Raw genomic sequence first — 20,157 nt, 5'->3', positions numbered from 1 at the left:
TATTGCCTACTGTGAAATGAATAGAAGGTAGCGTGTTATGGTTAAAATTTTATGAATATGCATAAAAAAGCCCATAAGCAAAGCATATGGGCTTGGTTTCTAACAAGCGAAACATTTATCGTTTAGGGTTAAACAATCTTTTTCATTGCTGACATGTAGCCACGTAATTTAGCACCTACTTTTTCAACTGGGTGTTCACGAAGGGCGGCGTTAATTTGAATTAATGTTTGGTTATCAACTTGGTTACTGTGCTCGCCAAGGCCTTTACCAATAACATCTGTATCAATTTTTTTCATAAAATCTGCAAGTAATGGTAAACATGCATGGTTATATAGGTAACATCCATACTCTGCAGTGTCAGAAATTGTACGGTTCATTTCAAAAAGCTTTTTGCGTGCAATAGTATTAGCAATTAATGGCGTTTCATGTAAAGACTCGTAGTAAGCTGACTCTTCAATAATACCGGCTGCTGTCATGGTTTCAAAAGCAAGTTCAACACCTGCTTTTACCATTGCTACCATTAAAATACCGTTATCAAAAAATTCCTGTTCTGAGATTTCTACATCGCCAGCAGGGGTCTTTTCAAAGTTAGTCTCTGCTGTTTCAGCGCGCCATTTAAGTAAGTTTACGTCATCGTTATTCCAGTCTTCCATCATAGTGCGTGAGAAAGTGCCGTCGATGATGTCATCTTGATGCTTATTATAAAGCGGGCGCATAATTAGTTTTAGCTCTTCGCTTAGTTCGAACGCTTTTACTTTTGCAGGGTTTGAAAGGCGGTCAAGCATGTTTGTAACGCCGCCGTACTTAAGTGCTTCGGTAATTACTTCCCAGCCGTATTGAATTAGCTTTGATGCATAACCCGCATCAACGCCTTTTTCTATCATTTTATCAAAACATAAAATAGAGCCAGTTTGTAACATGCCACATAAAATGGTTTGCTCGCCCATTAGGTCTGACTTAACTTCAGCAATAAATGATGATTTAAGTACTCCTGCACGGTGTCCGCCAGTCCCTGCTGCATACGCTTTAGCTTGTGCTAAACCATGACCTTGAGGGTCATTTTCTGGGTGAACAGCAATTAGAGTTGGTACACCAAAACCGCGTTTGTATTCTTCACGTACTTCAGAACCAGGACACTTAGGCGCAACCATGATTACAGTAATATCTTCACGTACTTGCATGCCTTCTTCAACAATATTAAAGCCATGAGAGTAGGCAAGTGTAGAGCCTTTTTTCATAAGCGGCATAATTGCACTTACTACAGCAGTATGTTGCTTATCTGGTGTTAAATTAAGTACTACATCAGCTGTTGGGATTAGTTCTTCGTAAGTGCCAACAGTAAAGCCGTTTTCAGATGCGTTCAAAAATGATTGGCGACGCTCAGAAATAGCTGATGCGCGTAATGTGTAAGAAACATCTAAACCAGAGTCACGTAAGTTTAAGCCTTGGTTTAAACCTTGTGCGCCACAGCCTACAATAACTAGTTTTTTACCTTTAAGTGCATCAACGCCATCGGCAAATTCGCCTGCGTCCATAAATTCACATTGCGCTAATTGCGCTAATTGCTCGCGTAAAGGTAAGGTATTGAAATAATTCGCCATTGTTAGTGTCCTATAAAGTCATGTTTGTTAGATGCGCAATGTTTACTGCGCTTACAAACACCATATGTAAAATCGTTGCTTGCGTAAAATGATATATTTGAATTAAAGTGTTTCATAATATGAAATGCAGGGGGTTGGATGGAACATAAGCACTTAAACTACTTTTTAGCGTTGGCTAAAACACTTCACTTTGGGCGCGCAAGTGAGCTTTGCCACATAAGCGCACCCACTTTGAGCCGAAATATAAAACACTTGGAAGAAGAAGTTGGAGTGGCATTGTTTATCCGCGATAACCGAAGCGTTAAATTAACGCGTGAGGGGGAGTCCTTTATTGATTACGCAACGGCAACGCTTGCTAATTGGCAACGTTTTAAAACGAATGTAAAAGACCCACAACAGCATATTTACGGCAAAGTAAGTATTTATTGTTCTGTAACTGCATCTTATAGTTTTTTACATCAAATATTAGAACAACTTCGTGCGCAGCATCAGTACATAGAAATAACATTAAATACCGGTGACCCAGCACTTGCTATAAATCGTGTCCTAGATGGCCACGAATTAATGGCAATTGCAGCTAAGCCTAATAAATTACCGTCGCAAATTGCCTTTGTTGATATTGGGCACTCACCACTTTTATTAATTGGCCCAAAAATTCAATGTCCGATCACACAAAAGCTTACACAAAATAGTGATGACATTAATTGGTCTGATTTAGAGTTTATTGTCCCAGAACAAGGTTTTTCTCGCCAAAGGTTAGAGCACTGGTGGCGCAAAAATAATATTCACGGAAAAATCTACGCCCAAGTTGCAGGACATGAAGCAATGGTATCTATGGTGAGCTTAGGGCTAGGCGTTGCAATGGTCCCTAAAATAGTGCTAGATAACAGCCCGCTGCAAGATAAGGTACAAATCCTAACACCAAAAATGCAAGCACCTGAAGGGTTTGATATCGGTTTGGCGGTATTAAGAAAAGAGTTAAATGACCCTGCAATCAGTGCGTTGTGGAATATTGCGCAAACTTTAGAAGCAAAAGCAATTTAATATGCACACAGAGCAAGCAAATTAGTTAAATAGTATTAATATAGGTTGCGTATGAGTTTACTATTACTTAACATTGAGTGCTAATAATAAAAACAATGACGCTTGAGAGTTTATTTATGAACCACGCCGTATCACTTGCTCATTCTGCTCAATGCCTTAAAAAGGCGATTCCTTTGATGGTAAAATACCGCATGCCGGTTACGCCTATCAACTATGCAATTTGGTACTGTTACATTCAAGGGAGTAACCCTTCATTAAATGCTGAATTAGACCATGTTATTGCTGAGCAACAAACATGCTCACAAGACAAAGCAAAAGAAATTTTTGATAAGCATTTAACGCAAGACGATCTGGCTTTCTTTCAAGAAATGACTGAAAAGTTCCATACAACTATGGAGCAAGTCCAGCAAGATATAAGCACCACGCTTGAGCATTCCAAAAGCTTTACAACAAGTTTAGTTGATTCACAAAATGAATTAAATATGCTTGCTGATGTAAATTCTTATAATGAAATATTAGGTTGTGTAGAGCGCTTAACCGACGATTCTATTGCTATGCAGGATTATGCTAGAGAATTTCAAACTAAGTTAGCTGTTGCTTACAACGAAATAAAAGATTTAAAAGAAGCACTTAATATTTCAAAAGAAGCAGCTGATACCGACACGCTTACGGGGTTTTATAACCGAGGTAAGTTTGATTCAGATATCGTAAAATTTTGTTTTGAATACTCAGAGAAAGCACAGGAAGATTCTCTTGCCGTACTAATTATGTTTGATATTGATCACTTTAAACGTTTTAACGATGACTTTGGTCATCAAAAGGGTGACGAAGTGTTGAGGTTAGTTGCCAAAAAAGTGAGAGAAAATACAACTGAAACAGCAAATATATATAGATACGGTGGCGAAGAGTTTTGTATAACAGCTTATTTTGACACTATTAACGATATAATAGCGTTTGCCGATTGTATACGTTTAGCTATTGCGAAATTAGCGATTCGTAAAAAGCATGATATAACAGCTAAACGTGCTATTTCTGCAAGTTTTGGTTTAGCTATTTTACGTCCATTTACTAATAGCTCAGTTTTAGTTGAGCGTGCAGATAGAGCCTTATATATCGCAAAAACGCATGGCCGAAACCGAATAGAAATAGCCCCTGATATTTAATAAGCATCAGAAGCTTGATTTATTAAGGCTAAAGCCGCTATTAACTTTGGTAACCTAGTAGCTTGTAAGGTTAATAAAAAAAGTTGTTAGAGTTGGCTTCCTGCAGATTTTATTTGAATTAAAGCATTTGCGAGGTTATCCCTCATTTCCAAAGTTTCTCAAAGCAGTGCCAGCTTAGCCAACGCACATAACTAATTTGAAGGGTTTGTCACTTCAAAAACACAAAAGTTAACATTTGTGTATACAAATTGTGAATAATTGTAACCAGCTAGAGCTAGTTTAAAAAGACCTTGCTAGTATGGGGAACTTACTTAATTTAATACTTTGATGTACGCTGATGCGGTATTCCTTCTCCTTATTAACTGCTCTATGTTTTAGCACTTTGTTTGCTTGCCTTTCGGTGCAAGCAACACAGGCAAGCAAGCATGCTGACGATTATACAGAGCAAGATATAACAACTGATCGCCTGCATTTGAGTTTAAGCGTTGGGGCTGGAGTTATAACCAACCCTTTGCATGGTGGAGATAATATTCCGCTTGTGCTTATTCCACAAATTGCGTTTTATGCAGAGCAATGGTTTTTTGATAATGGCCGCCTTGGCTATTCATTTTCACAATCCCCAAAGCATCACTTTAATCTAGTTAGTGAACTCAACTCTGAATCTCGCTTTTTTATAGACTGGCACCCTAAAAATGTATTTGCATTGCAAAGTAGTGCTCTTAATAATCAGTTTGTAATGCAAAATGAAGCCTCGTCCTCTCGCTACGCTGATATTGATAATTTGCATAAACGGCAAATTGCCTTGGATGCGGGTGTTGCATATCACTATGTAAATGATGACCATGTTTTTTCAGTTCAGGCTCTGCATGATATAACCGATGTTTATCGAGGTGTACGCGGTGCATTGCAGTGGCAATATCATACTGTGCTAGGAAAGCTTAAAATAAAGCCAACACTTGGAATAAACTATAAATCTGCGGAACTAAATAGCTATTTTTATGGACTTAATGAGGGTGAAACTCAATTTGGCAAAATAGACGTTGGTAGTAGTTGGCAACCTTATGCTAAAATCGACGCCCGTTGGCCACTGAGTAAGGCTGACTCTCTTCGTTTTCATGTAGCATATTACGACTATTCGGCTATGGATGGCAGTCCGCTCTTTGAACGTACTTATTCAATGACTGCATTTATAGGATTCGATCGTACTTTTTAATATGAAGTATTCAATATTAGTTGTGTTTATTACCACTTTTTTTAGTGGTTTTAGTGTGGCACAAACCCCTGTTTTTAGTGTTTCTCCAAAAGTCTGCGTGGTTTCCGAACAGCAGGATTTTTGCGATCTTGATTTACAGTTTAAATGGCTATTAAACACCTATAGTGATGTCTGTTTGTATCAACAAGAACAACTACTTCAATGCTGGCAGCAGCAGCGTTCTGGGCAATTTAATTATAAAGCGCGTGTTCAGGTGGAGACCATATACTCCTTAATCAATCCTCATACGGGTGTGTTAATAGCAAAAACACAGGTTGAAGTACAAAGCGCTCATGCTAAAAAAAATAGGCGTAGGCTTCGCTCTCCGTGGAGCTTTTTTTAATTTAGGAGCAACTAATGCCAAAAATTTTACTTGTTGAAGATGATCTCGGTTTACAACAGCTAACAAAAGATTACCTTGAACATAATGGCCTTGAAGTCGAAGTGTTAGAGCGTGGTGACGAAGTGTTTAATTACCTAGAAAACAATACACCCGATTTAATGATTCTAGACGTTATGCTGCCAGGTAAAGATGGCTTTAGCGTTTGCCGCCAAGTAAGAGATAAATTTACTCTACCAATTTTAATGTTGACTGCTAAAGGTGAAGACTTCGACCAAGTGCTTGGTTTAGAACTTGGTGCTGATGATTATGTAATAAAACCAGCAGAGCCACGTGTATTACTAGCGCGGATCAATGCATTACTACGACGTGGGCAACCAATAGTAAAGTCTAGTGAAGAACTGCAGTTTGGTGATTTAGTCATCGATAAAACAAGCCGTATTGTAAAACTAAGTGATTCAGAGATTGTATTAACTTCGCACGAGTTTGAACTACTATGGCTATTAGCGTCAAATGCGGGTGAAGTACTAAGCAGAGAACATGTGCACCAACATATGATTGGCCGTCAATACGACGGACTTGATAGAACTGTGGATGTACGCGTATCACGAATTCGTAAAAAATTAGGCGATAATAGTGATAAGCCGTATCGTATAAAAACCGTATGGGGACAAGGCTATTTATTTGTTTCTGATGCATGGGATCTTTAGAACTATTTAAGGTTAATCGGCTGTAATGGGAAAACTGTTTACCAGCTTATACTTATATATCATTGTTTCATTATTTGTTGTAAGTGGTGTTATTGAGCAGCTGTGGCCCTATGAAGAGTCGCAGCAGCAGGTCTTCTTAGACGATGAGTTTGGGCAATCACTGTGGTTGCTTTCACAAACCCCAAATGGTCTTAAAAAACTAAAGCATAACTTTGAAAGTAAAGTGATTGAACGACGTGATTTAATACTTCCTCAAAAACAACAATCGCAGCTAAATCAAAACCACTACTTATATTTGTATGATAAGCAACAACGCATTGTTTGGTATGTAGATCTCGGTAATGATTCATTACTTCAAGTAGGACCGGTAGGCGTATTAACGCAGCAATCATCTTCTGTTTGGCCGTATTTATTACTACTTATTATTGTAGGTATACCAGTTGGGCTATGGAGCTTTTTACTCTGGCGTGACTTTGAAAAGCTACGTAAAGCGTGTGAAGCGGTAGAGGGTTTGCAAGACTTTCAACTAAATGACTCTTCTAAGTCTTTCTTTTTACCTATAACTGATACTTTAAAGGTAATGCAGCAACGTATTGAGTTTTTACTTAGTGCGCAGCAAGAACTTACCTCATCGGTGTCGCATGAGTTTAGAACACCACTAGCACGTTTAAAGTTTGCAATAGTCATGCTACAAGAACAAATGCTTGACGAAAAAGGCGAAAAATACCTAACAAACATGCAAACAGATATTAGTGAGCTTGAGTCACTAGTTTCTGAAATGCTTGAATACGCGCGATTAGACTCTCAACAACCAAGTTTACAGCCAATAAACTGCGATTTAGCTGGGCTGGTAAAAACCACTGTTGAAAAGCTAAATTTTGAAGCTAGAACAACGCTCTCTATAAACCTCCCTGAGCATTTAAATTACTACTGTGATAGCCACTTTATGGCGCGAGTATTTCAAAATTTAATTGGCAATGCGCTCAAATACACTCATCAACAAGTCAAAATTTCATTGCTACAAGAGGCAACTCACATCGTATTGATTGTTGAAGATGATGGTGAAGGGATTGACCCCGTTGAGCGAGAAAACGTATTTAAGCCTTTTACTCGATTAGATAAAAGTAGAGGCAAGGACACTGGTGGCTTTGGTTTAGGGCTTGCTATAGTTGCTAAAATTGTGTCGTGGCACCAAGGAGAGTGTAAAGCAGAAAGCTCAAGCTTAGGTGGTGCTAAATTTATTGTATATTTACCTCTTAAATTTAAGACATAAAAAAAGCGCCTAAGGCGCTTTTTTTGCGGTTAAAAACCAAAATCAACAAGTAGCAATATAATAGACCGCAAGTATTTAAAAAAGTTCTCAATTATTTTTTATTTTTTTCAAGTAATGGCATTAACATTTGCTCAAGGCCATTTAGTTTAACCTCATACATCATCGCTAGTTGGCTACCAAGTTTCGAGTTAGGAAATCCCTGCTGTTTGAACCACACCAAATAAGGTTCTGGTAGTTGTAATAAAGGGCGCCCAGCATATTTCCCAAAAGGCATCGTTGTATTTACAGCTATTTTTAATTGTTTTGGATCCATAAGAGTTACTTAGGTTTTAAAGTCTGCGTAAGTGTAAGGGATTTTAGAAATATAAAATAGGCTGTGACGGGCAAGAAACAGCCTATTTTGCGAGGGAGTAGGCCCTCTGATTTAATAATTTTTTGTTGATTAATATAAACCTAGTTGAACTTTAATTAGCTGGGATCTAATTAAGTTATTATTAGAACATGGGGTTTTATTTAACCAACATGGATAGTCTACCTGTTTTTTATGGTCGTGGTGAAATGGCTTGTAAAGGAATGTAAATAGAATTGCTTTTCATTTAAAAACTAATAACAAAGCCTTAATGATTTTAAGGCTTTGTTATTTATAGACGTTATAAAAAGTGATTATTCGTTAAATAGCTCTTGTTTAACGTGCTCTGCAAAACCACTACCTGCTTCTAAGTAAAAGTTATAAGTAGAATGAACACCCATTTCTTCTAGCTCTTTTTGTTGATCAGGGTAGTTTGCAATAGCTGTTACTTGGCCTTTATAACCTGAGGCTTGTAGTTGCTCTAGCGCAAAAATATTTTGCATATGCTTTGGCATTGCAAGCATGACCATTTCTACTTGCGAATGATTTACTCGTTGCCAAAAGTCAGGATCTGTTGCATCAGCAATTAATACGTTGCGGCCTCTGTTAACGTGCTTATCTACCACTTCAGGTTTTATATCTATGCCTGCAACAACATTTGGGTGAGTCGCGTTGATTGTTTCATAAGCACCAGTACCAATACGTCCCATACCAAAAATGACTATTTTAGTATCGTTTAGGTTAACAGGTAGCTCTTCAGCTAAACGAGTTTTGCTTTCAAACTTTAATAGCCAGTGCTCTATTTTTACGTATAGCTCGTTTGAGCGCTTATTTAACGGCGAGGCAATTACAAAGGTAATAGAAACAGCAATTGCCATTACGGCCAGCCACTCAGAAGTGATCATGCCTGTGCTAGCTGCTACTGCACATACAATTAACCCAAATTCACTGTAGTTAGATAAACTAAAGGCGGTAAGTAATGATGTACGTGCGCGTAGTTTGAATATATTTGTGAACACGTAATAAAGCGCTATTTTAATAGGTAAAACTAAAACAAGTATGATAGCAACGATTAATGAGCTAGTGGTTAGCTCTGCGCTCAAGCCAATACTTAAGAAAAAACCGACTAATAATATGTCTTTTAAATTAAGCAGAGATTTTGATAGTTCTCCTGCTTTTTTATGTGGTGCAAACATCATCCCAATTATGAGTGCGCCTAGGTCGCCTTTTAATCCTGCAAATTCAAATGCATGATAACCAGCAACTAAAGCAAAGAAAAAACCAAATAATGGTAATAGTTCACCATGTTTAGAGCGATTTAATACGCCATACATGACAGGTCGTAATAAAGGCAGAGCAATTATTAATGCAATTGCCCATACATTTGGAATTTTACCTGTACTAATCGCTAAAAAGATAACAGCAAAGATATCTTGCATGACTAGTATACCAATGGCTATTTTACCGTGAAGGCTTGCCATTTCTCCGCGTTCTTCAAGCACTTTTACTGCAAATACAGTACTTGAAAAACTAAGCGCAAACCCAACTAATAAAGCACTTTGCCAACTTAAATCAATAAACAGTGGAATAGCGAAAACACCAAGCAATAACATAAAGCCACTAAAAAGCGCGCTGCTAAAAATAATATGCAATGTTGCAGGCGCCCACACTTGGGGTTTAATTAAACTGTTTACCTTTAGCTTTAAACCAATACTAAAAAGAAGAAGGGTTACGCCAAGTGCTGCTATTGTATCGAGCAACTCTGTACTTTTATAACCCGATAAATTTAAAGCAAAACCTGCTAATAAAAATCCAATAAGAGGAGGCAGCTTTAACTGATAAACAGCAAAGCCACACACAAACGCGGCGGCAAAATAGATTAGTTCCATAATTCTTAATATCACTTCATTTGGGGTTGCAGTGTAACGAAAAATTTATACCATTGAAAATAAAAATAGACCTAAAAATGAACGCGTCTAATCAAATACTTGCCTAGCTGTGTATAAAAAATGCGCATCAAACATATATTTAATCGTAAATAGCATGTAAATAACATTTTTTCACTGACATTGGCTTTTAAATATGGTTAAGATGCGATAACGAAGAAGTTTAAGCAAGAGCAAATAATAGAACCGTTCAGCTTAAGGAGAAATATATGTTTAAAAAGATTTTAGCGTCGGTAGGTATTGGTGCTGCAAAAGTAGATACTGTTTTAGAGACTGAACACCTACAACCTGGTCAGCTTTTTAATGCACAAATAGTCATTACCGCAGGTGATGTTAGCCAAGATATTGCAGGCTTAGATTTATTACTTATGACCCGTGTTAAAGTGGCAGGTGATGATGGCGATTATTTTACCAATCATGTGATTGACCAATGGCGAATTACAGATATAGGTACAATTGAGCCTGGCGAAGTTAAAAGTATCCCTTTTGAAGCACGTCTTCATTCTGAAACACCTATTACAGAAATTAATGCAGGCTACAATCAATCCCATGTGTGGCTTGAAACAGGTTTAGATATTGATTTAGCACTTGATCCGAGCGATAAAGACCATTTACATATTTACCCTAATGAAGCTGTTAAAACGTGCATGCAGGCGATGGAAAAGCTAGGTTTTAGCTTAATGAAGGCTGATGTAGAAAAAGGCCATTTGCGCGCTTCAACATTTCAATCGTTATCGGGCTGTTATCAGGAACTTGAATATAAGCCAAATAGCCGTAGTTTATTTGGCATTCAAGAGATCGAGTTGTCATTTGTACCAGAGGCACATAAAACACACGTGCTTATAGAGCTAGACAGGGCCTTTAGAGGCGATGGTTATGTAGATTTAACGATAGAGCATGACCACGTGAATTTATCGCAGTTGTGCGACCAACTAGAGCGCTTATTTGCTTAATATAAACTAACAAGTGAATAATTTTATTTAACCCGGCCTAGGCTGGGTTTATTGTTTATAGGATTTAAAATGCAATTTAAATGTGAGCAGTTTAATGCTTTAGATGCGCATACTCTTTTTACTATTATGCGAGGACGTGTAGACGTATTTGTTGTAGAGCAGGCGTGCCCTTACCCTGAACTTGATGATGTAGATATTGATTTAAATACACAGCATTTATATACACTAGACAATGGGCGGCTACACACTTATGCCCGATGCTATGAAAAAAATGAGCAATACAGCGCAATAGGGCGCGTGCTGGTAAGTAAAAGTGCGCGTGGCAAAGGCGACGCCACTGTACTTGTAAGTAAAGCTATAGAATGCTGTAAAGAGCGGTGGCCTGAACGAGATATTTATATTGGCGCACAAACCTACTTACTTGATTTTTACCGCTCCTTTGGCTTTGAAGATTACAAAAGTGAATATCTAGAAGACGGTATACCTCATCAAGATATGATTTTAAAACTCACTCAATAAATCCAATTTAAGCAGCTATAAAAAAGCCCACTAATGTGGGCTATTTTATTTAAAACTATTTTAAGGCTAAGGTATCATTTAGCTCAATAGTGAGTGTAAAAACACCATGCCAATAGCCAGTGGACATACAAACTTAGTATACCAAGGCCATATTTTCCAAAACAATGTATTGTGAACCTCTGGGTTACCCTCTTGAATTGCTTTTAGTAATGAGCCTCTATACCAAATCCAGCCTACAAATATACAACACATAAGACCAAGTAAAGGCTGAGCTACTTTTGTAGTGAGAGTTATTACTAAGCCAAATAAGCTGCTAAGGTTACACACAATTGTAATGCTAACGACAGCGATTAGCGCCCCAATTAACCACGTTGCTTGAACGCGTTTCATCCCAAAGCGCTCTACAGTGTATGATACTGGCGCCTCTAACATTGAAATAGATGATGTTAAAGCGGCAATACTCATTAACGCAAAAAATGAAAAACCCACAAATAAGCCAACTTCGCCCATTCCATCAAATAAAGCGGGGAGTACCTGAAACACTAATGTATCTTCAGAGAGTAGCTTACCCGTTGTGGCCGAGAATATTTCAACGCCTTGAGCTTGTGCTACGTACATAGCCGGAATAATCAGTAAACCTGCAACAAAGGCTATAAATACATCAATAAGGGTCACATAGGCACCTAAAGAAACAAGATTTTCTTTTTTACTAATGTACGAGCCGTAAATAATCATTACGCTAGTGCCAAGCGATAAAGAGAAGAAAGCTTGCCCTAGTGCACTTACTAATAGTTTTGCGTCAAAAATAGATGAAAAGTCAGGAACTAAGTAGGCTTTTAAGCCTTCCATAGCACCATCTTGCGTCATCACATAAGCAATAAGTGCAAATAAAATGCCTAAAAGTGCAGGCATTAAACGCTTAGACCACTTTTCAATACCGTTTTCAACGCCTCTACTTATAATAGCGACAGTTAGTACAATAAAGATCATAGTGAATATAATATTTCGAGTAAGTGATTGCTCGCTTAACCATGTAGATGCTGTGTTGGCACCAACTAAAGTGGCTATGGGTTCAGCTGTGGCGCTGAGCATCCAACCGGCAACAATGGCGTAAAAGCTTAGTATAAAGCCAGCGCATAAAATACCGCCAAAACCAACAGCAAAAGCAAAGTGTTTTTGCCATGACTTATTAGATATTTTTTGAAGTGATGACACTGCGTTTGCTTGGCCATGACGTCCAATCATAAGTTCAGCCATTAAAGCGGGGTAGGCTAAAAAGAACGCAAGCACTAAATATGCGACTAAAAATGCAGCACCGCCATTACTTGCTGTTTGTGTAGGGAATCCCCAAATATTGCCCAAACCAACGGCAGAACCCGCGGCGGCCATAATAAAACCAAAGCGAGAGCTAAACTCGCCTCTAACTGCGCTCATATTATTGTACTTCTCTATTGTGTGACGGCGGTGACAATCTACTGGAAATGTAAAAAAATAAAAAGTGCTTATTTGCTGATCTAGCACAAATTAATAAGTAAAGTGTATGTTATGACCATCGATTTTAATTGTTGTTATTAAGTCGTTTAAAATAACGAGTTGATTTTGTTTAATAATTGTTAATTACAGTCTGTAACTATTGCTTTACGGATTATGGTGCTGTGCAATAGTGAGAGTAAAGCACGCCCCCCCTAACTGGGTGCTTTTACTTACTTTAACGCTGCCATGATGCCAATCAGCTACCTTGGTAACAATGGCTAGGCCAAGGCCATAACTCTTATCGGCTCTGTTACGGTGATCTTCCTCTCTAAAAAATGGGCTAAATACATTACTAAAGTTCTCTTGTGCGATACCAGGGCCGTCATCTTCTACCGTTATTATAAGCTGTTGCTCGTGTAACTTTGCACTGAGGTAAATATGTTGGTTTGCAAAATCACATGCGTTAGTTAATAAGTTAGTAATTGCACGGGCCAGCCAGTGAAGATCTGCATTTATTATTTTATCTGTACTATTGAGTTGTACGTTGAGCATTTGCATTTCAAGTTTTGGTGCAAGTTGAACTAAAATATCTTCAAGGTAGGATTTAATATTGGTTGATGAATAGGTTAGTTTATTCGCGTTTTGCTCTAAAGTAGCAAATGCTAAATAGCTACTAAGCATCGATTCCATATGATCTAAATCGTTTTCCATACGGGTTAAATACTGTTTTACTTTTTGCTCATCATGGCTATCTAATGCCGCATCTAAACCAAATCGCAGGCACGCGATAGGAGTGCGTATGTCGTGAGACAAGCTTGAGGCCATTAGTTTGTTTTCGGCGACAAGTTTCTCTATTTGGCTAGCCATGCGGTTAAAAGTAAGCTCTACATCTTTTATATAGGTAAAGTGCGATACCTTTATTCGGGCTTGAACATTACCAGAGGCAAACTTTTTAGCGGCTTCATTTAAGACAGTTAGCCGTTTAGCTAAGGGCGCGATAATAAACCCCATAAATACACATAGGCCTGCGTAAAATAGTAGAGTTAATATAATGTCGTTATGCTGCTCGCTATCAAAAATTTTATCTAAGCGCATTGATAAGTGAAAAGGATTTAAAACGTCGCTACTATAAAGCATATAAAAGCCTTGCTGATCCTCTAAAATCAGCCCACCTGGCGTGTGCATTTGTAATAATAAGGAAGGTGGTAAGGCGAGTGACTCATTTGGCTTGTAGTCAATTAAAACATCAAACTCTCGGGCTAGTTGTTTTACATAATCGCTGCGCTCAGATGTAGGTATGTTAGCTAACTGCTTATTAAAACCCATGATCATTTTACTTTGCTGACTAAATTCATCTTGTGGGGTATGCGCTTGTTGACTAAAAGCATCAATAAGCCAGCCCAATACCACAATAGATAAAAGTGCACTGCCTAGAAGCGATATATAAAACTTTTTCATTTATTTATTCATCGCTCTATTACCACGCGGTAGAAACAAGTAAATATCCACGGCCCCAAATAGTTTTAATTTTTTCAGGGTTTTGTGGATCATCATTAAATTTTTTACGAAGTGCAGAAATAAGTACATCAACACTTCTATCAAGCCCATCGTATTCTCTACCTTTCGTAGCTTTAAATACGGCATCGCGTGAGACAACTTGACCTGCATTGCTTGCAAGGTAGTGTAATAATAGATATTCGGCGCTTGATATGTTTATATCTTGCTCGTTAAGGGTCACATTTCTAGATTCGGTATTAATACTAAGTGCACCAACTTGAATAACGCTTTGGCTAACCTGCGGCTTATTTGGCTCATTATTTTGACGCAGTGCTGCTTTTATTCGCGCTAGCAATGCACGTGGACGCACCGGTTTCATTATGTAATCGCTTGCGCCAACTTCTAAACCAATAACTTCATCCATCTCTTCATCGCGTGCGGTGAGCATTATAATAGGCGAATTATAAAAGCTACGAAGCTCTCTACATACGCTAATACCATCTTGCCCCGGGAGCATAATATCAAGGAGCACAATATTTGGGTTTAACGTTTTGACCTGGCTAACAACTTCGTCACCACGATGACAAACATGCGTTGTATAGCCTTGCTCTGTTAAATATTCAGCAACCCATTGCGCTAGTGATGCATCGTCTTCAACAAGTAAAATAGTGCCGTAGTTATCCATAAAATATCCCTAATACGATTGGTATTAAAATAGTCGCCAGCGGCGTTTTTTTTGTCTGTTTTGATAAACCCATTGTAGTTTTACTTCTGCTGTACTGATGACTTTGGATGTATTGCTATCAAATAGTTCAAATGAAATGCTTTGCTGTGAGTCAAAAGCATAATTAAAAGTACCACTTTGTTGCTTTAGCCAACATTGCATAATGTACTTTGAAGTTGCATCGCGTAGGCAGTAATTGCCAATGATAGGTTGCTCCCACGTAAGTGTGACATCGGCATAGCAATTACGCCCTTCGCGCAGTGCAACACAAGTGTCGGGTAGTGCTATGAGTGCTTCAGGGGGGTCCTGCGCTTTAACAGTAAAGGTACTGGGAAAGATCAGTAATACCCAGATCCATCTAAAATACATAACGTAGGCCTACCTTGGCTTTATGTTGATATCCTTGGGAAATAATTGGACTGTCGTCAATTTCTTTTGAAAACCATGTAGTAAGCCAACCGGATAAAAACACCCAATCTTGGCTTATTGGATATTCAGCATGGAACTCAAAGATGATACTAGTACTGGCATTGCTGCTATAAATCGGGCGAAGGCTGGTGGCTTCATCGCTATCAATGCCAAAGTAATAATTTGTAAAGTCAGCAGAGTAGGCGCTTAAACCAACACCAGATCTAAACTCCCAGTTTCGCCATGGCAAAATGTGGGTAAAAAAGCTATTTATAACCCAGCCATTATGGGCACCAGATACGTCATGAAGGTATTCAAAGGAGAATTGTGAATTTTCAAATCGGCGCGAGAGCCTAAGACCAACATCAAAATCGTAATTACGTTTTTTAATACCTTGGAGTTCTTTTATAACACCGTGGTTATAAAACCCGAGGCCTTTTTCGTCAAACCCGGCTTGAGTATTTGTGCCAAGTATATCTAAGCCCCAATCAAATTTATCTATAAGGCTGTAACCAATTACAAGACCACCGCTGAGTTGATTGTGATCAAAATCAAGATAAAATTTATCGTAAGAAACAGCAAGACTTAAATCAAGCTCAACGCCTTTATCGTAAGATTCGATACCGATTAGGTAAGAATCTTCAATATAAAAGCCCGCACCTGCACTCCAATCCCACGCAAAGCCTTGGGTTGGTTCTAATGTATTGTCTGCATAATAGCGATTACTTGCCATACTTGTGGTGCTAAAAATAAAGCAAAAAAGCAATGTTATGCTAACTAAAGTATGGTTAAGCAAAGTGTTTTTCATCCCTATGGGGCCTAATTATTATTTGTTATTAAGCGTAGTATATTGTTAATTCGTTCCTTTAATCTGTAAAAAAATGTAGTAAGTGTTAGGTCTGTTGAACTTTCAAGGTTAAATTTTCAGCAGCCTGTTTGGTATTTAGGCAAGGCAGAGCCTATGCAGTGTGGCTATTCCCCATAAATGGGCGATAACGTAGCATTAATGCCAAACAGGCGCTGCCCAAAAGTGTTTTTCCTAAGGGCTATTTACGCTTTGTTGCTCGGTTTTTACTTATTCTTACATGGATGTAAGCCATTAGAATAACGCAGGAGCAGTTATCGAGCCCACTAGGTTACAAACCTAGCGCCGCGATTAAATAGCCCCTAGTTTGAACAAATTTTAATTCGTAAAGATCAACAGACCCTAATTTACTGAACTTTAATTTTATCGATTAATATACTGCTTAAGTAAAACTGCATCATAGGCGTTAATGCGCTTACTTCTGTTCTGTTACATGGACCACTAAGCTTGGCAAGGCTAGATAACTTTGACAACGTTTTGTACTGAGGAATTTGAATGTCTTTTCCAAGTCTTTCCATGCGGGCTTCATCAGTATTTTGCTGATGGACAAAAGCGACAACCTCAAGCTCATTAGTTATTTTTTGCTCTTCGGTGAAACTATAAACTAGTGGCTCACGATGAAAACTTGCACTATCAATAGAAGATTTAGCAAACCAAACAACATCACCCGATGCTTTGTGTGTGAGGCGCATACTTACTTGTGCAAATATTGCAGCACATTCCTGAGTTGGGTATTGCTGAGCAATATCTGAATATAATGTAAAAGGGTTCTCAGGTTGCTTTATTGCGTACTTAACATCGTCAGTGAAAGTTAAATCAAGTTGCTGAATAGTTAGTGTGTAGTCGCTGTTATTTTTAGTGGTTACTTTTAGCTGTTTATCGTTAAGTGCTTGGCTAATTTGCGATAAAAGTTTATCGGTTACACTTGCCTTATCGGTAATAATTTTTACTGTTTGGTTTCTAACCACCTTATGTGCAGGAAGTTGAACGGATTTAACTTTTGGGGATGAGTGTTCTGTGGTGTACTCAAGCTGGTAGGTCTGACTTTTTAATGTTGGCTTTAATGGCATAGCCAGTGGCTCGGCCGGCTGCTTTGTAAGAGTACAACCAGTTGATAATATAACAAAAAGTGACACAACTAAAAAACGCATAAGTACTAAACACTCACTAAAAACCAAATAATCGTCGTATTGTACGTTAGTCCAAACAAAACTTCATGATATTATCTACATAGATGTAGTTAAAAAGATAAAATTTATAAAAATGAAGTATCTCAAATCTTTATTGTATAGCCTACCTGCTTTGTGTTTGTTGTTTAGCTCTGTGAGTTATGCAGCAAAAGCAGATCCTGATTGGGATGCATTTGTAAAAAAGTACGGCCGTTATACGCAAAAAAAACTGAAAAATAAAGGTATACCAGGCGCTGCACTTTCGATTGTAAGTACAAATAACTCAGACTACATACATACTATGGGTGTAACTAAAACCCGAAATGGACAAAAAGTAAATAAGCATACCCGGTTTAGGCTCGCGTCTGTTTCTAAAACATTTGCAGGCTCGTTATCTGCTAAATTAGCCAATGAGGGTTTACTTAAATTAGATAAAGCTGTTAGCGATTACATAACTGAGTTCAAAGGGACTGTTTATCAAGATGATTTAAAGGTATTTCACCTTCTAAGTCATGCAAGTGGTTTAGTGCCTAATGCGTACGATAATTTGATAGAGTCTCGTATGGATTACCCCAGTATTGTTGAAAAATTACTTAGTGTTAAACCTATTTGCAAACCAGGCGAATGTTATGGTTATCAAAATGTTATGTTTAGCCTTATAGGTAATGTGATATTACAAAGCAGCGGTAAAAGTTACGCGCAGTGGTTACGAGAAACTATTTTTGCGCCTTTAAAAATGAGTGATGCCAGCTTAGGTTTTGAATCTATGGTTCAGGATGAAAATTACGCATTACCACACGTGCGCGGTACAAAACGTTGGTATAGCGCTAAGCTTAAAAAAAATTATTATAAAGTGGGACCTGCAGCGGGTGTAAACGCAAGTGCAAGTGACATGGCCATTTGGTTAAAAGCCCAGCTAGGGCAATACCCTGATGTTTTGTCATTGGATACTCTAGCAAAGCAAACGCGTCCTTATACACATACAAAAAAAGAAATGCATCGCAGGGTGTGGAAAAAACACCTTAATGAGGCTTATTACGGACTAGGTTGGCGGGTTTATAATTATGCTGATGAAACGCTTTACTATCATAGTGGCTGGGTGCAAGGATATCGAAGCGATGTGGTTGTGTTTCCCCAATTAAATGTTGGTTTTAGTTTAATCGTTAATGCTGAAACCGGTGTAATAAATGAATTAACGACTGAATTTATCGACAGGCTATTAGAATACAAACGAGGTAAAAAAATATGAATAAAATAATATTAGCAATCACTTTTTTAGCCTTGTCATTTAATTGTAGTTTGGCATTTGCCGCACCTGACGAGGTATATTTGTTTCGTCATAGCGAAAAGTTAACGGGGAAAAACCCAGCGCTCTCAGAAGAGGGGAAGGCACGTGCAAATAATTTAGTTACTTTGTTTAAAGAACATCAAAATATACATCTTTTTAGCAGCAACTATAAACGCACGTTGCAAACAGCCGCACCTTTGCAGGCACATTTTAATACCAAATTAAATGTGTATAACGCAGGTGAGCTAGGTGATTTAAAAAATGAGTTACTCAAACTAAAGGGTGTAGTTGTTGTTATTGGGCACAGTAATACGACGCCGCAACTGGCTGAACTACTCTCCAATGAAAAAGTGCCAGCTATGAGTGAGACACAATTTACTCAGTATTTTATATTGCATAATAAGCCCAGAAGTAATGGCACTGATTATGATGTAACGCACCATACAATGAGCTTTTAAATTAAAAAGTGTTAGGTAACAAAAAACCAGCATTAAGCTGGTTTTTTAATTTAAACGTACTAAATCCTTTAAATAGGATTAATTAATTACGTGGTAAATGTATTTTTTTCTCAACACTTTGACGATAAAGCACAATAGTGTGACCTATCGTTTGTAGCTTAGTCGCACCAGTTTCACGTACGATTGCTTCAAAAATAAGTGCTTTTGTTTCACGATCATCAGTTGGAACTTTAACTTTGATTAATTCGTGAATTTCTAATGCACTTTGAATTTCGACTACTACGCCTTCGGTTAAACCGTTAGAACCTAGTAAAACTACAGGCTTGAGGCTATGTGCCTGACCTTTTAAAAACTGCTTTTGTTTGTTTGATAATGTCATGTTTATACAAATTTTGCTGAATATGGCTTGAATTAAGGGTATTCTAACGCCATCTAGAGAATATTACTAATTAGTTGCGTGTTAATTTATGACAAATAAAAAACAGTCAGCCAGTTCACAGCGATGGCTGAAAGAACATTTTGATGATAAATATGTTCAAGAAGCGCAAAAAAAAGGCTGGCGTTCACGAGCGGTTTTTAAATTAGATGAAGTACAAAATAGAGATAAGTTACTTCGCCCTGGTATGACCGTTGTTGATTTAGGAGCAGCTCCAGGAAGCTGGTCACAGTATTTAGCAGAAAAAGTAGGTGACAAAGGTCAAGTAATTGCCTGTGACATATTACCTATGGACTCACTTGCGGGTGTTGACTTTTTACAAGGTGACTTTCGTGAAGAAGCTGTGTTAAATGCGTTGCTAAAACGTATTGATGGTAAAAATGTTGATGTGGTACTCTCTGACATGGCACCAAATATGAGTGGTAATAACTCAGTAGATCAAGCGGGTAGTATGTATTTGGTAGAACTTGCGCTGGATATGTGTAGTCAAGTACTAAAGAAAAATGGCGCATTTATTGTTAAGGTTTTCCAAGGTGAAGGCTTTGATCAATACTTGCAAGATGTACGTAATAGTTTTAAAGCAGTGAAAATACGCAAACCTGATGCCTCACGTGCCCGTTCTCGGGAAGTATATATAGTAGCGACTGGATACAAACTGTAGTACAGTTGCTTGGCGTTTAGTTGAATTT

Annotated in this window: 21 protein-coding genes; 11 read left to right on the top strand and 10 right to left on the bottom strand. The window is 38.0% G+C overall.

All coding sequences use genetic code 11. The features are described 5' to 3' along the window. Positions 1–128 precede the first annotated feature (128 nt). Complete coding sequence (gene ilvC, locus H5090_RS08320) at positions 129–1,601, bottom strand: ketol-acid reductoisomerase (RefSeq protein ID WP_004335714.1); 1,473 nt, start codon at positions 1,599–1,601, stop codon at positions 129–131. Positions 1,602–1,739: 138 nt separating this feature from the next. Here ilvC and ilvY point away from each other — a divergent pair, with 138 nt between their 5' ends. From ilvY to H5090_RS08290, 6 genes are all read left to right on the top strand, one after another. Continuing rightward, positions 1,740–2,645, top strand: a complete 906-nt coding sequence (ilvY, locus tag H5090_RS08315; protein ID WP_024594947.1) for an HTH-type transcriptional activator IlvY — start codon at positions 1,740–1,742, stop codon at positions 2,643–2,645. A gap of 116 nt (positions 2,646–2,761) precedes the next feature. Next, positions 2,762–3,808 (top strand): GGDEF domain-containing protein, encoded by a 1,047-nt coding sequence (locus tag H5090_RS08310; RefSeq protein WP_024594946.1) that lies wholly within the window; start codon positions 2,762–2,764, stop codon positions 3,806–3,808. A gap of 400 nt (positions 3,809–4,208) precedes the next feature. Next, entirely contained in the window at positions 4,209–5,021 is an 813-nt protein-coding gene (locus H5090_RS08305; protein WP_182695458.1) for a MipA/OmpV family protein, read from the top strand. 1 nt (position 5,022) lies between these two features. Further along, positions 5,023–5,403: a DUF3019 domain-containing protein gene (locus tag H5090_RS08300; protein WP_024594944.1), complete on the top strand. Its 381-nt coding sequence runs from the start codon at positions 5,023–5,025 to the stop codon at positions 5,401–5,403. A 14-nt stretch (positions 5,404–5,417) separates the two neighbouring features. Beyond that, a complete protein-coding gene (locus H5090_RS08295; RefSeq protein WP_024589922.1) occupies positions 5,418–6,110 on the top strand; it encodes a response regulator in 693 nt (230 codons plus the stop codon). A gap of 25 nt (positions 6,111–6,135) precedes the next feature. Further along, a complete protein-coding gene (locus tag H5090_RS08290; RefSeq protein WP_182695457.1) occupies positions 6,136–7,383 on the top strand; it encodes an ATP-binding protein in 1,248 nt (415 codons plus the stop codon). A gap of 91 nt (positions 7,384–7,474) precedes the next feature. Here the strand turns inward: H5090_RS08290 and H5090_RS08285 are convergent, their stop codons facing one another. Then, complete coding sequence (locus H5090_RS08285; RefSeq protein WP_182695456.1) at positions 7,475–7,696, bottom strand: DUF3820 family protein; 222 nt, start codon at positions 7,694–7,696, stop codon at positions 7,475–7,477. Positions 7,697–8,046: 350 nt separating this feature from the next. Further along, the gene (locus H5090_RS08280; RefSeq protein WP_004335737.1) at positions 8,047–9,621 is read right to left on the bottom strand and encodes a cation:proton antiporter family protein; all 1,575 of its coding nucleotides are present in this window, start codon (positions 9,619–9,621) and stop codon (positions 8,047–8,049) included. 266 nt (positions 9,622–9,887) lie between these two features. On the opposite strand from H5090_RS08280, the gene H5090_RS08275 reads away from it, so the two are divergent. Together H5090_RS08275 and H5090_RS08270 are read left to right on the top strand one after the other, a co-directional pair. Further along, entirely contained in the window at positions 9,888–10,631 is a 744-nt protein-coding gene (locus tag H5090_RS08275) for a sporulation protein (protein WP_004335740.1), read from the top strand. Positions 10,632–10,700: 69 nt separating this feature from the next. Next, positions 10,701–11,150 carry a GNAT family N-acetyltransferase gene (locus tag H5090_RS08270; RefSeq protein WP_004335742.1) on the top strand — a complete coding sequence of 150 codons (450 nt, stop codon included), beginning with the start codon at positions 10,701–10,703 and terminating at the stop codon, positions 11,148–11,150. Positions 11,151–11,228: 78 nt separating this feature from the next. Here the strand turns inward: H5090_RS08270 and H5090_RS08265 are convergent, their stop codons facing one another. The 6 genes from H5090_RS08265 to H5090_RS08240 form a co-directional block, all read right to left on the bottom strand. After that, on the bottom strand, positions 11,229–12,584 hold the full coding sequence (locus H5090_RS08265; RefSeq protein WP_154903581.1) for a sodium-dependent transporter: 1,356 nt from the start codon (positions 12,582–12,584) through the stop codon (positions 11,229–11,231). Between the two features lie 204 nt (positions 12,585–12,788). Then, positions 12,789–14,081 (bottom strand): HAMP domain-containing sensor histidine kinase, encoded by a 1,293-nt coding sequence (locus tag H5090_RS08260; RefSeq protein WP_182682682.1) that lies wholly within the window; start codon positions 14,079–14,081, stop codon positions 12,789–12,791. A gap of 19 nt (positions 14,082–14,100) precedes the next feature. Further along, positions 14,101–14,805, bottom strand: a complete 705-nt coding sequence (locus H5090_RS08255; protein WP_024597092.1) for a response regulator transcription factor — start codon at positions 14,803–14,805, stop codon at positions 14,101–14,103. Between the two features lie 24 nt (positions 14,806–14,829). Continuing rightward, the gene (locus tag H5090_RS08250; protein WP_024597091.1) at positions 14,830–15,213 is read right to left on the bottom strand and encodes a DUF3019 domain-containing protein; all 384 of its coding nucleotides are present in this window, start codon (positions 15,211–15,213) and stop codon (positions 14,830–14,832) included. Next, on the bottom strand, positions 15,203–15,985 hold the full coding sequence (locus H5090_RS08245; protein ID WP_259395072.1) for a MipA/OmpV family protein: 783 nt from the start codon (positions 15,983–15,985) through the stop codon (positions 15,203–15,205). Before H5090_RS08245 ends, H5090_RS08250 begins: the two co-directional genes overlap by 11 nt. Positions 15,986–16,464: 479 nt before the next feature. Continuing rightward, entirely contained in the window at positions 16,465–17,268 is an 804-nt protein-coding gene (locus H5090_RS08240) for a hypothetical protein (RefSeq protein ID WP_002963149.1), read from the bottom strand. A gap of 112 nt (positions 17,269–17,380) precedes the next feature. On the opposite strand from H5090_RS08240, the gene H5090_RS08235 reads away from it, so the two are divergent. Next, positions 17,381–18,535: a serine hydrolase gene (locus H5090_RS08235; protein ID WP_182695454.1), complete on the top strand. Its 1,155-nt coding sequence runs from the start codon at positions 17,381–17,383 to the stop codon at positions 18,533–18,535. After that, entirely contained in the window at positions 18,532–19,032 is a 501-nt protein-coding gene (locus H5090_RS08230; RefSeq protein ID WP_002963152.1) for a histidine phosphatase family protein, read from the top strand. Before H5090_RS08235 ends, H5090_RS08230 begins: the two co-directional genes overlap by 4 nt. Before the next feature lie 82 nt (positions 19,033–19,114). Here the strand turns inward: H5090_RS08230 and yhbY are convergent, their stop codons facing one another. Next, the gene (yhbY, locus tag H5090_RS08225; RefSeq protein WP_002963153.1) at positions 19,115–19,411 is read right to left on the bottom strand and encodes a ribosome assembly RNA-binding protein YhbY; all 297 of its coding nucleotides are present in this window, start codon (positions 19,409–19,411) and stop codon (positions 19,115–19,117) included. 88 nt (positions 19,412–19,499) lie between these two features. Between yhbY and rlmE the strand changes: the two genes are divergently transcribed. Then, on the top strand, positions 19,500–20,129 hold the full coding sequence (gene rlmE / locus H5090_RS08220; RefSeq protein ID WP_002963155.1) for a 23S rRNA (uridine(2552)-2'-O)-methyltransferase RlmE: 630 nt from the start codon (positions 19,500–19,502) through the stop codon (positions 20,127–20,129). The last annotated feature ends 28 nt before the right edge of the window (positions 20,130–20,157 follow it).

The sequence above is a fragment of the Pseudoalteromonas sp. SR43-5 genome, assembly GCF_014163835.1.
Lineage (GTDB): Bacteria > Pseudomonadota > Gammaproteobacteria > Enterobacterales > Alteromonadaceae > Pseudoalteromonas > Pseudoalteromonas distincta.
Note: the sequence above shows the minus strand (reverse complement) of the source record. Positions and strands in the feature narration are given on the sequence as shown.

What these genes read in the sequence shown, in the direction of transcription:
- H5090_RS08260 (WP_182682682.1), bottom strand. Translation starts at nt 14,081, where the DNA reads ATGAAAAAGTTTTATATATCGCTTCTAGGCAGTGCACTTTTATCTATT.
- ilvC (WP_004335714.1), bottom strand. Translation starts at nt 1,601, where the DNA reads ATGGCGAATTATTTCAATACCTTACCTTTACGCGAGCAATTAGCGCAA.
- H5090_RS08280 (WP_004335737.1), bottom strand. Translation starts at nt 9,621, where the DNA reads ATGGAACTAATCTATTTTGCCGCCGCGTTTGTGTGTGGCTTTGCTGTT.
- H5090_RS08270 (WP_004335742.1), top strand. Translation starts at nt 10,701, where the DNA reads ATGCAATTTAAATGTGAGCAGTTTAATGCTTTAGATGCGCATACTCTT.
- H5090_RS08290 (WP_182695457.1), top strand. Translation starts at nt 6,136, where the DNA reads ATGGGAAAACTGTTTACCAGCTTATACTTATATATCATTGTTTCATTA.
- H5090_RS08235 (WP_182695454.1), top strand. Translation starts at nt 17,381, where the DNA reads ATGAAGTATCTCAAATCTTTATTGTATAGCCTACCTGCTTTGTGTTTG.
- H5090_RS08250 (WP_024597091.1), bottom strand. Translation starts at nt 15,213, where the DNA reads ATGTATTTTAGATGGATCTGGGTATTACTGATCTTTCCCAGTACCTTT.
- H5090_RS08265 (WP_154903581.1), bottom strand. Translation starts at nt 12,584, where the DNA reads ATGAGCGCAGTTAGAGGCGAGTTTAGCTCTCGCTTTGGTTTTATTATG.
- H5090_RS08255 (WP_024597092.1), bottom strand. Translation starts at nt 14,805, where the DNA reads ATGGATAACTACGGCACTATTTTACTTGTTGAAGACGATGCATCACTA.
- H5090_RS08240 (WP_002963149.1), bottom strand. Translation starts at nt 17,268, where the DNA reads ATGCGTTTTTTAGTTGTGTCACTTTTTGTTATATTATCAACTGGTTGT.
- H5090_RS08295 (WP_024589922.1), top strand. Translation starts at nt 5,418, where the DNA reads ATGCCAAAAATTTTACTTGTTGAAGATGATCTCGGTTTACAACAGCTA.
- ilvY (WP_024594947.1), top strand. Translation starts at nt 1,740, where the DNA reads ATGGAACATAAGCACTTAAACTACTTTTTAGCGTTGGCTAAAACACTT.
- H5090_RS08275 (WP_004335740.1), top strand. Translation starts at nt 9,888, where the DNA reads ATGTTTAAAAAGATTTTAGCGTCGGTAGGTATTGGTGCTGCAAAAGTA.
- rlmE (WP_002963155.1), top strand. Translation starts at nt 19,500, where the DNA reads ATGACAAATAAAAAACAGTCAGCCAGTTCACAGCGATGGCTGAAAGAA.
- H5090_RS08245 (WP_259395072.1), bottom strand. Translation starts at nt 15,985, where the DNA reads ATGGCAAGTAATCGCTATTATGCAGACAATACATTAGAACCAACCCAA.
- H5090_RS08300 (WP_024594944.1), top strand. Translation starts at nt 5,023, where the DNA reads ATGAAGTATTCAATATTAGTTGTGTTTATTACCACTTTTTTTAGTGGT.
- H5090_RS08230 (WP_002963152.1), top strand. Translation starts at nt 18,532, where the DNA reads ATGAATAAAATAATATTAGCAATCACTTTTTTAGCCTTGTCATTTAAT.
- H5090_RS08285 (WP_182695456.1), bottom strand. Translation starts at nt 7,696, where the DNA reads ATGGATCCAAAACAATTAAAAATAGCTGTAAATACAACGATGCCTTTT.
- H5090_RS08310 (WP_024594946.1), top strand. Translation starts at nt 2,762, where the DNA reads ATGAACCACGCCGTATCACTTGCTCATTCTGCTCAATGCCTTAAAAAG.
- yhbY (WP_002963153.1), bottom strand. Translation starts at nt 19,411, where the DNA reads ATGACATTATCAAACAAACAAAAGCAGTTTTTAAAAGGTCAGGCACAT.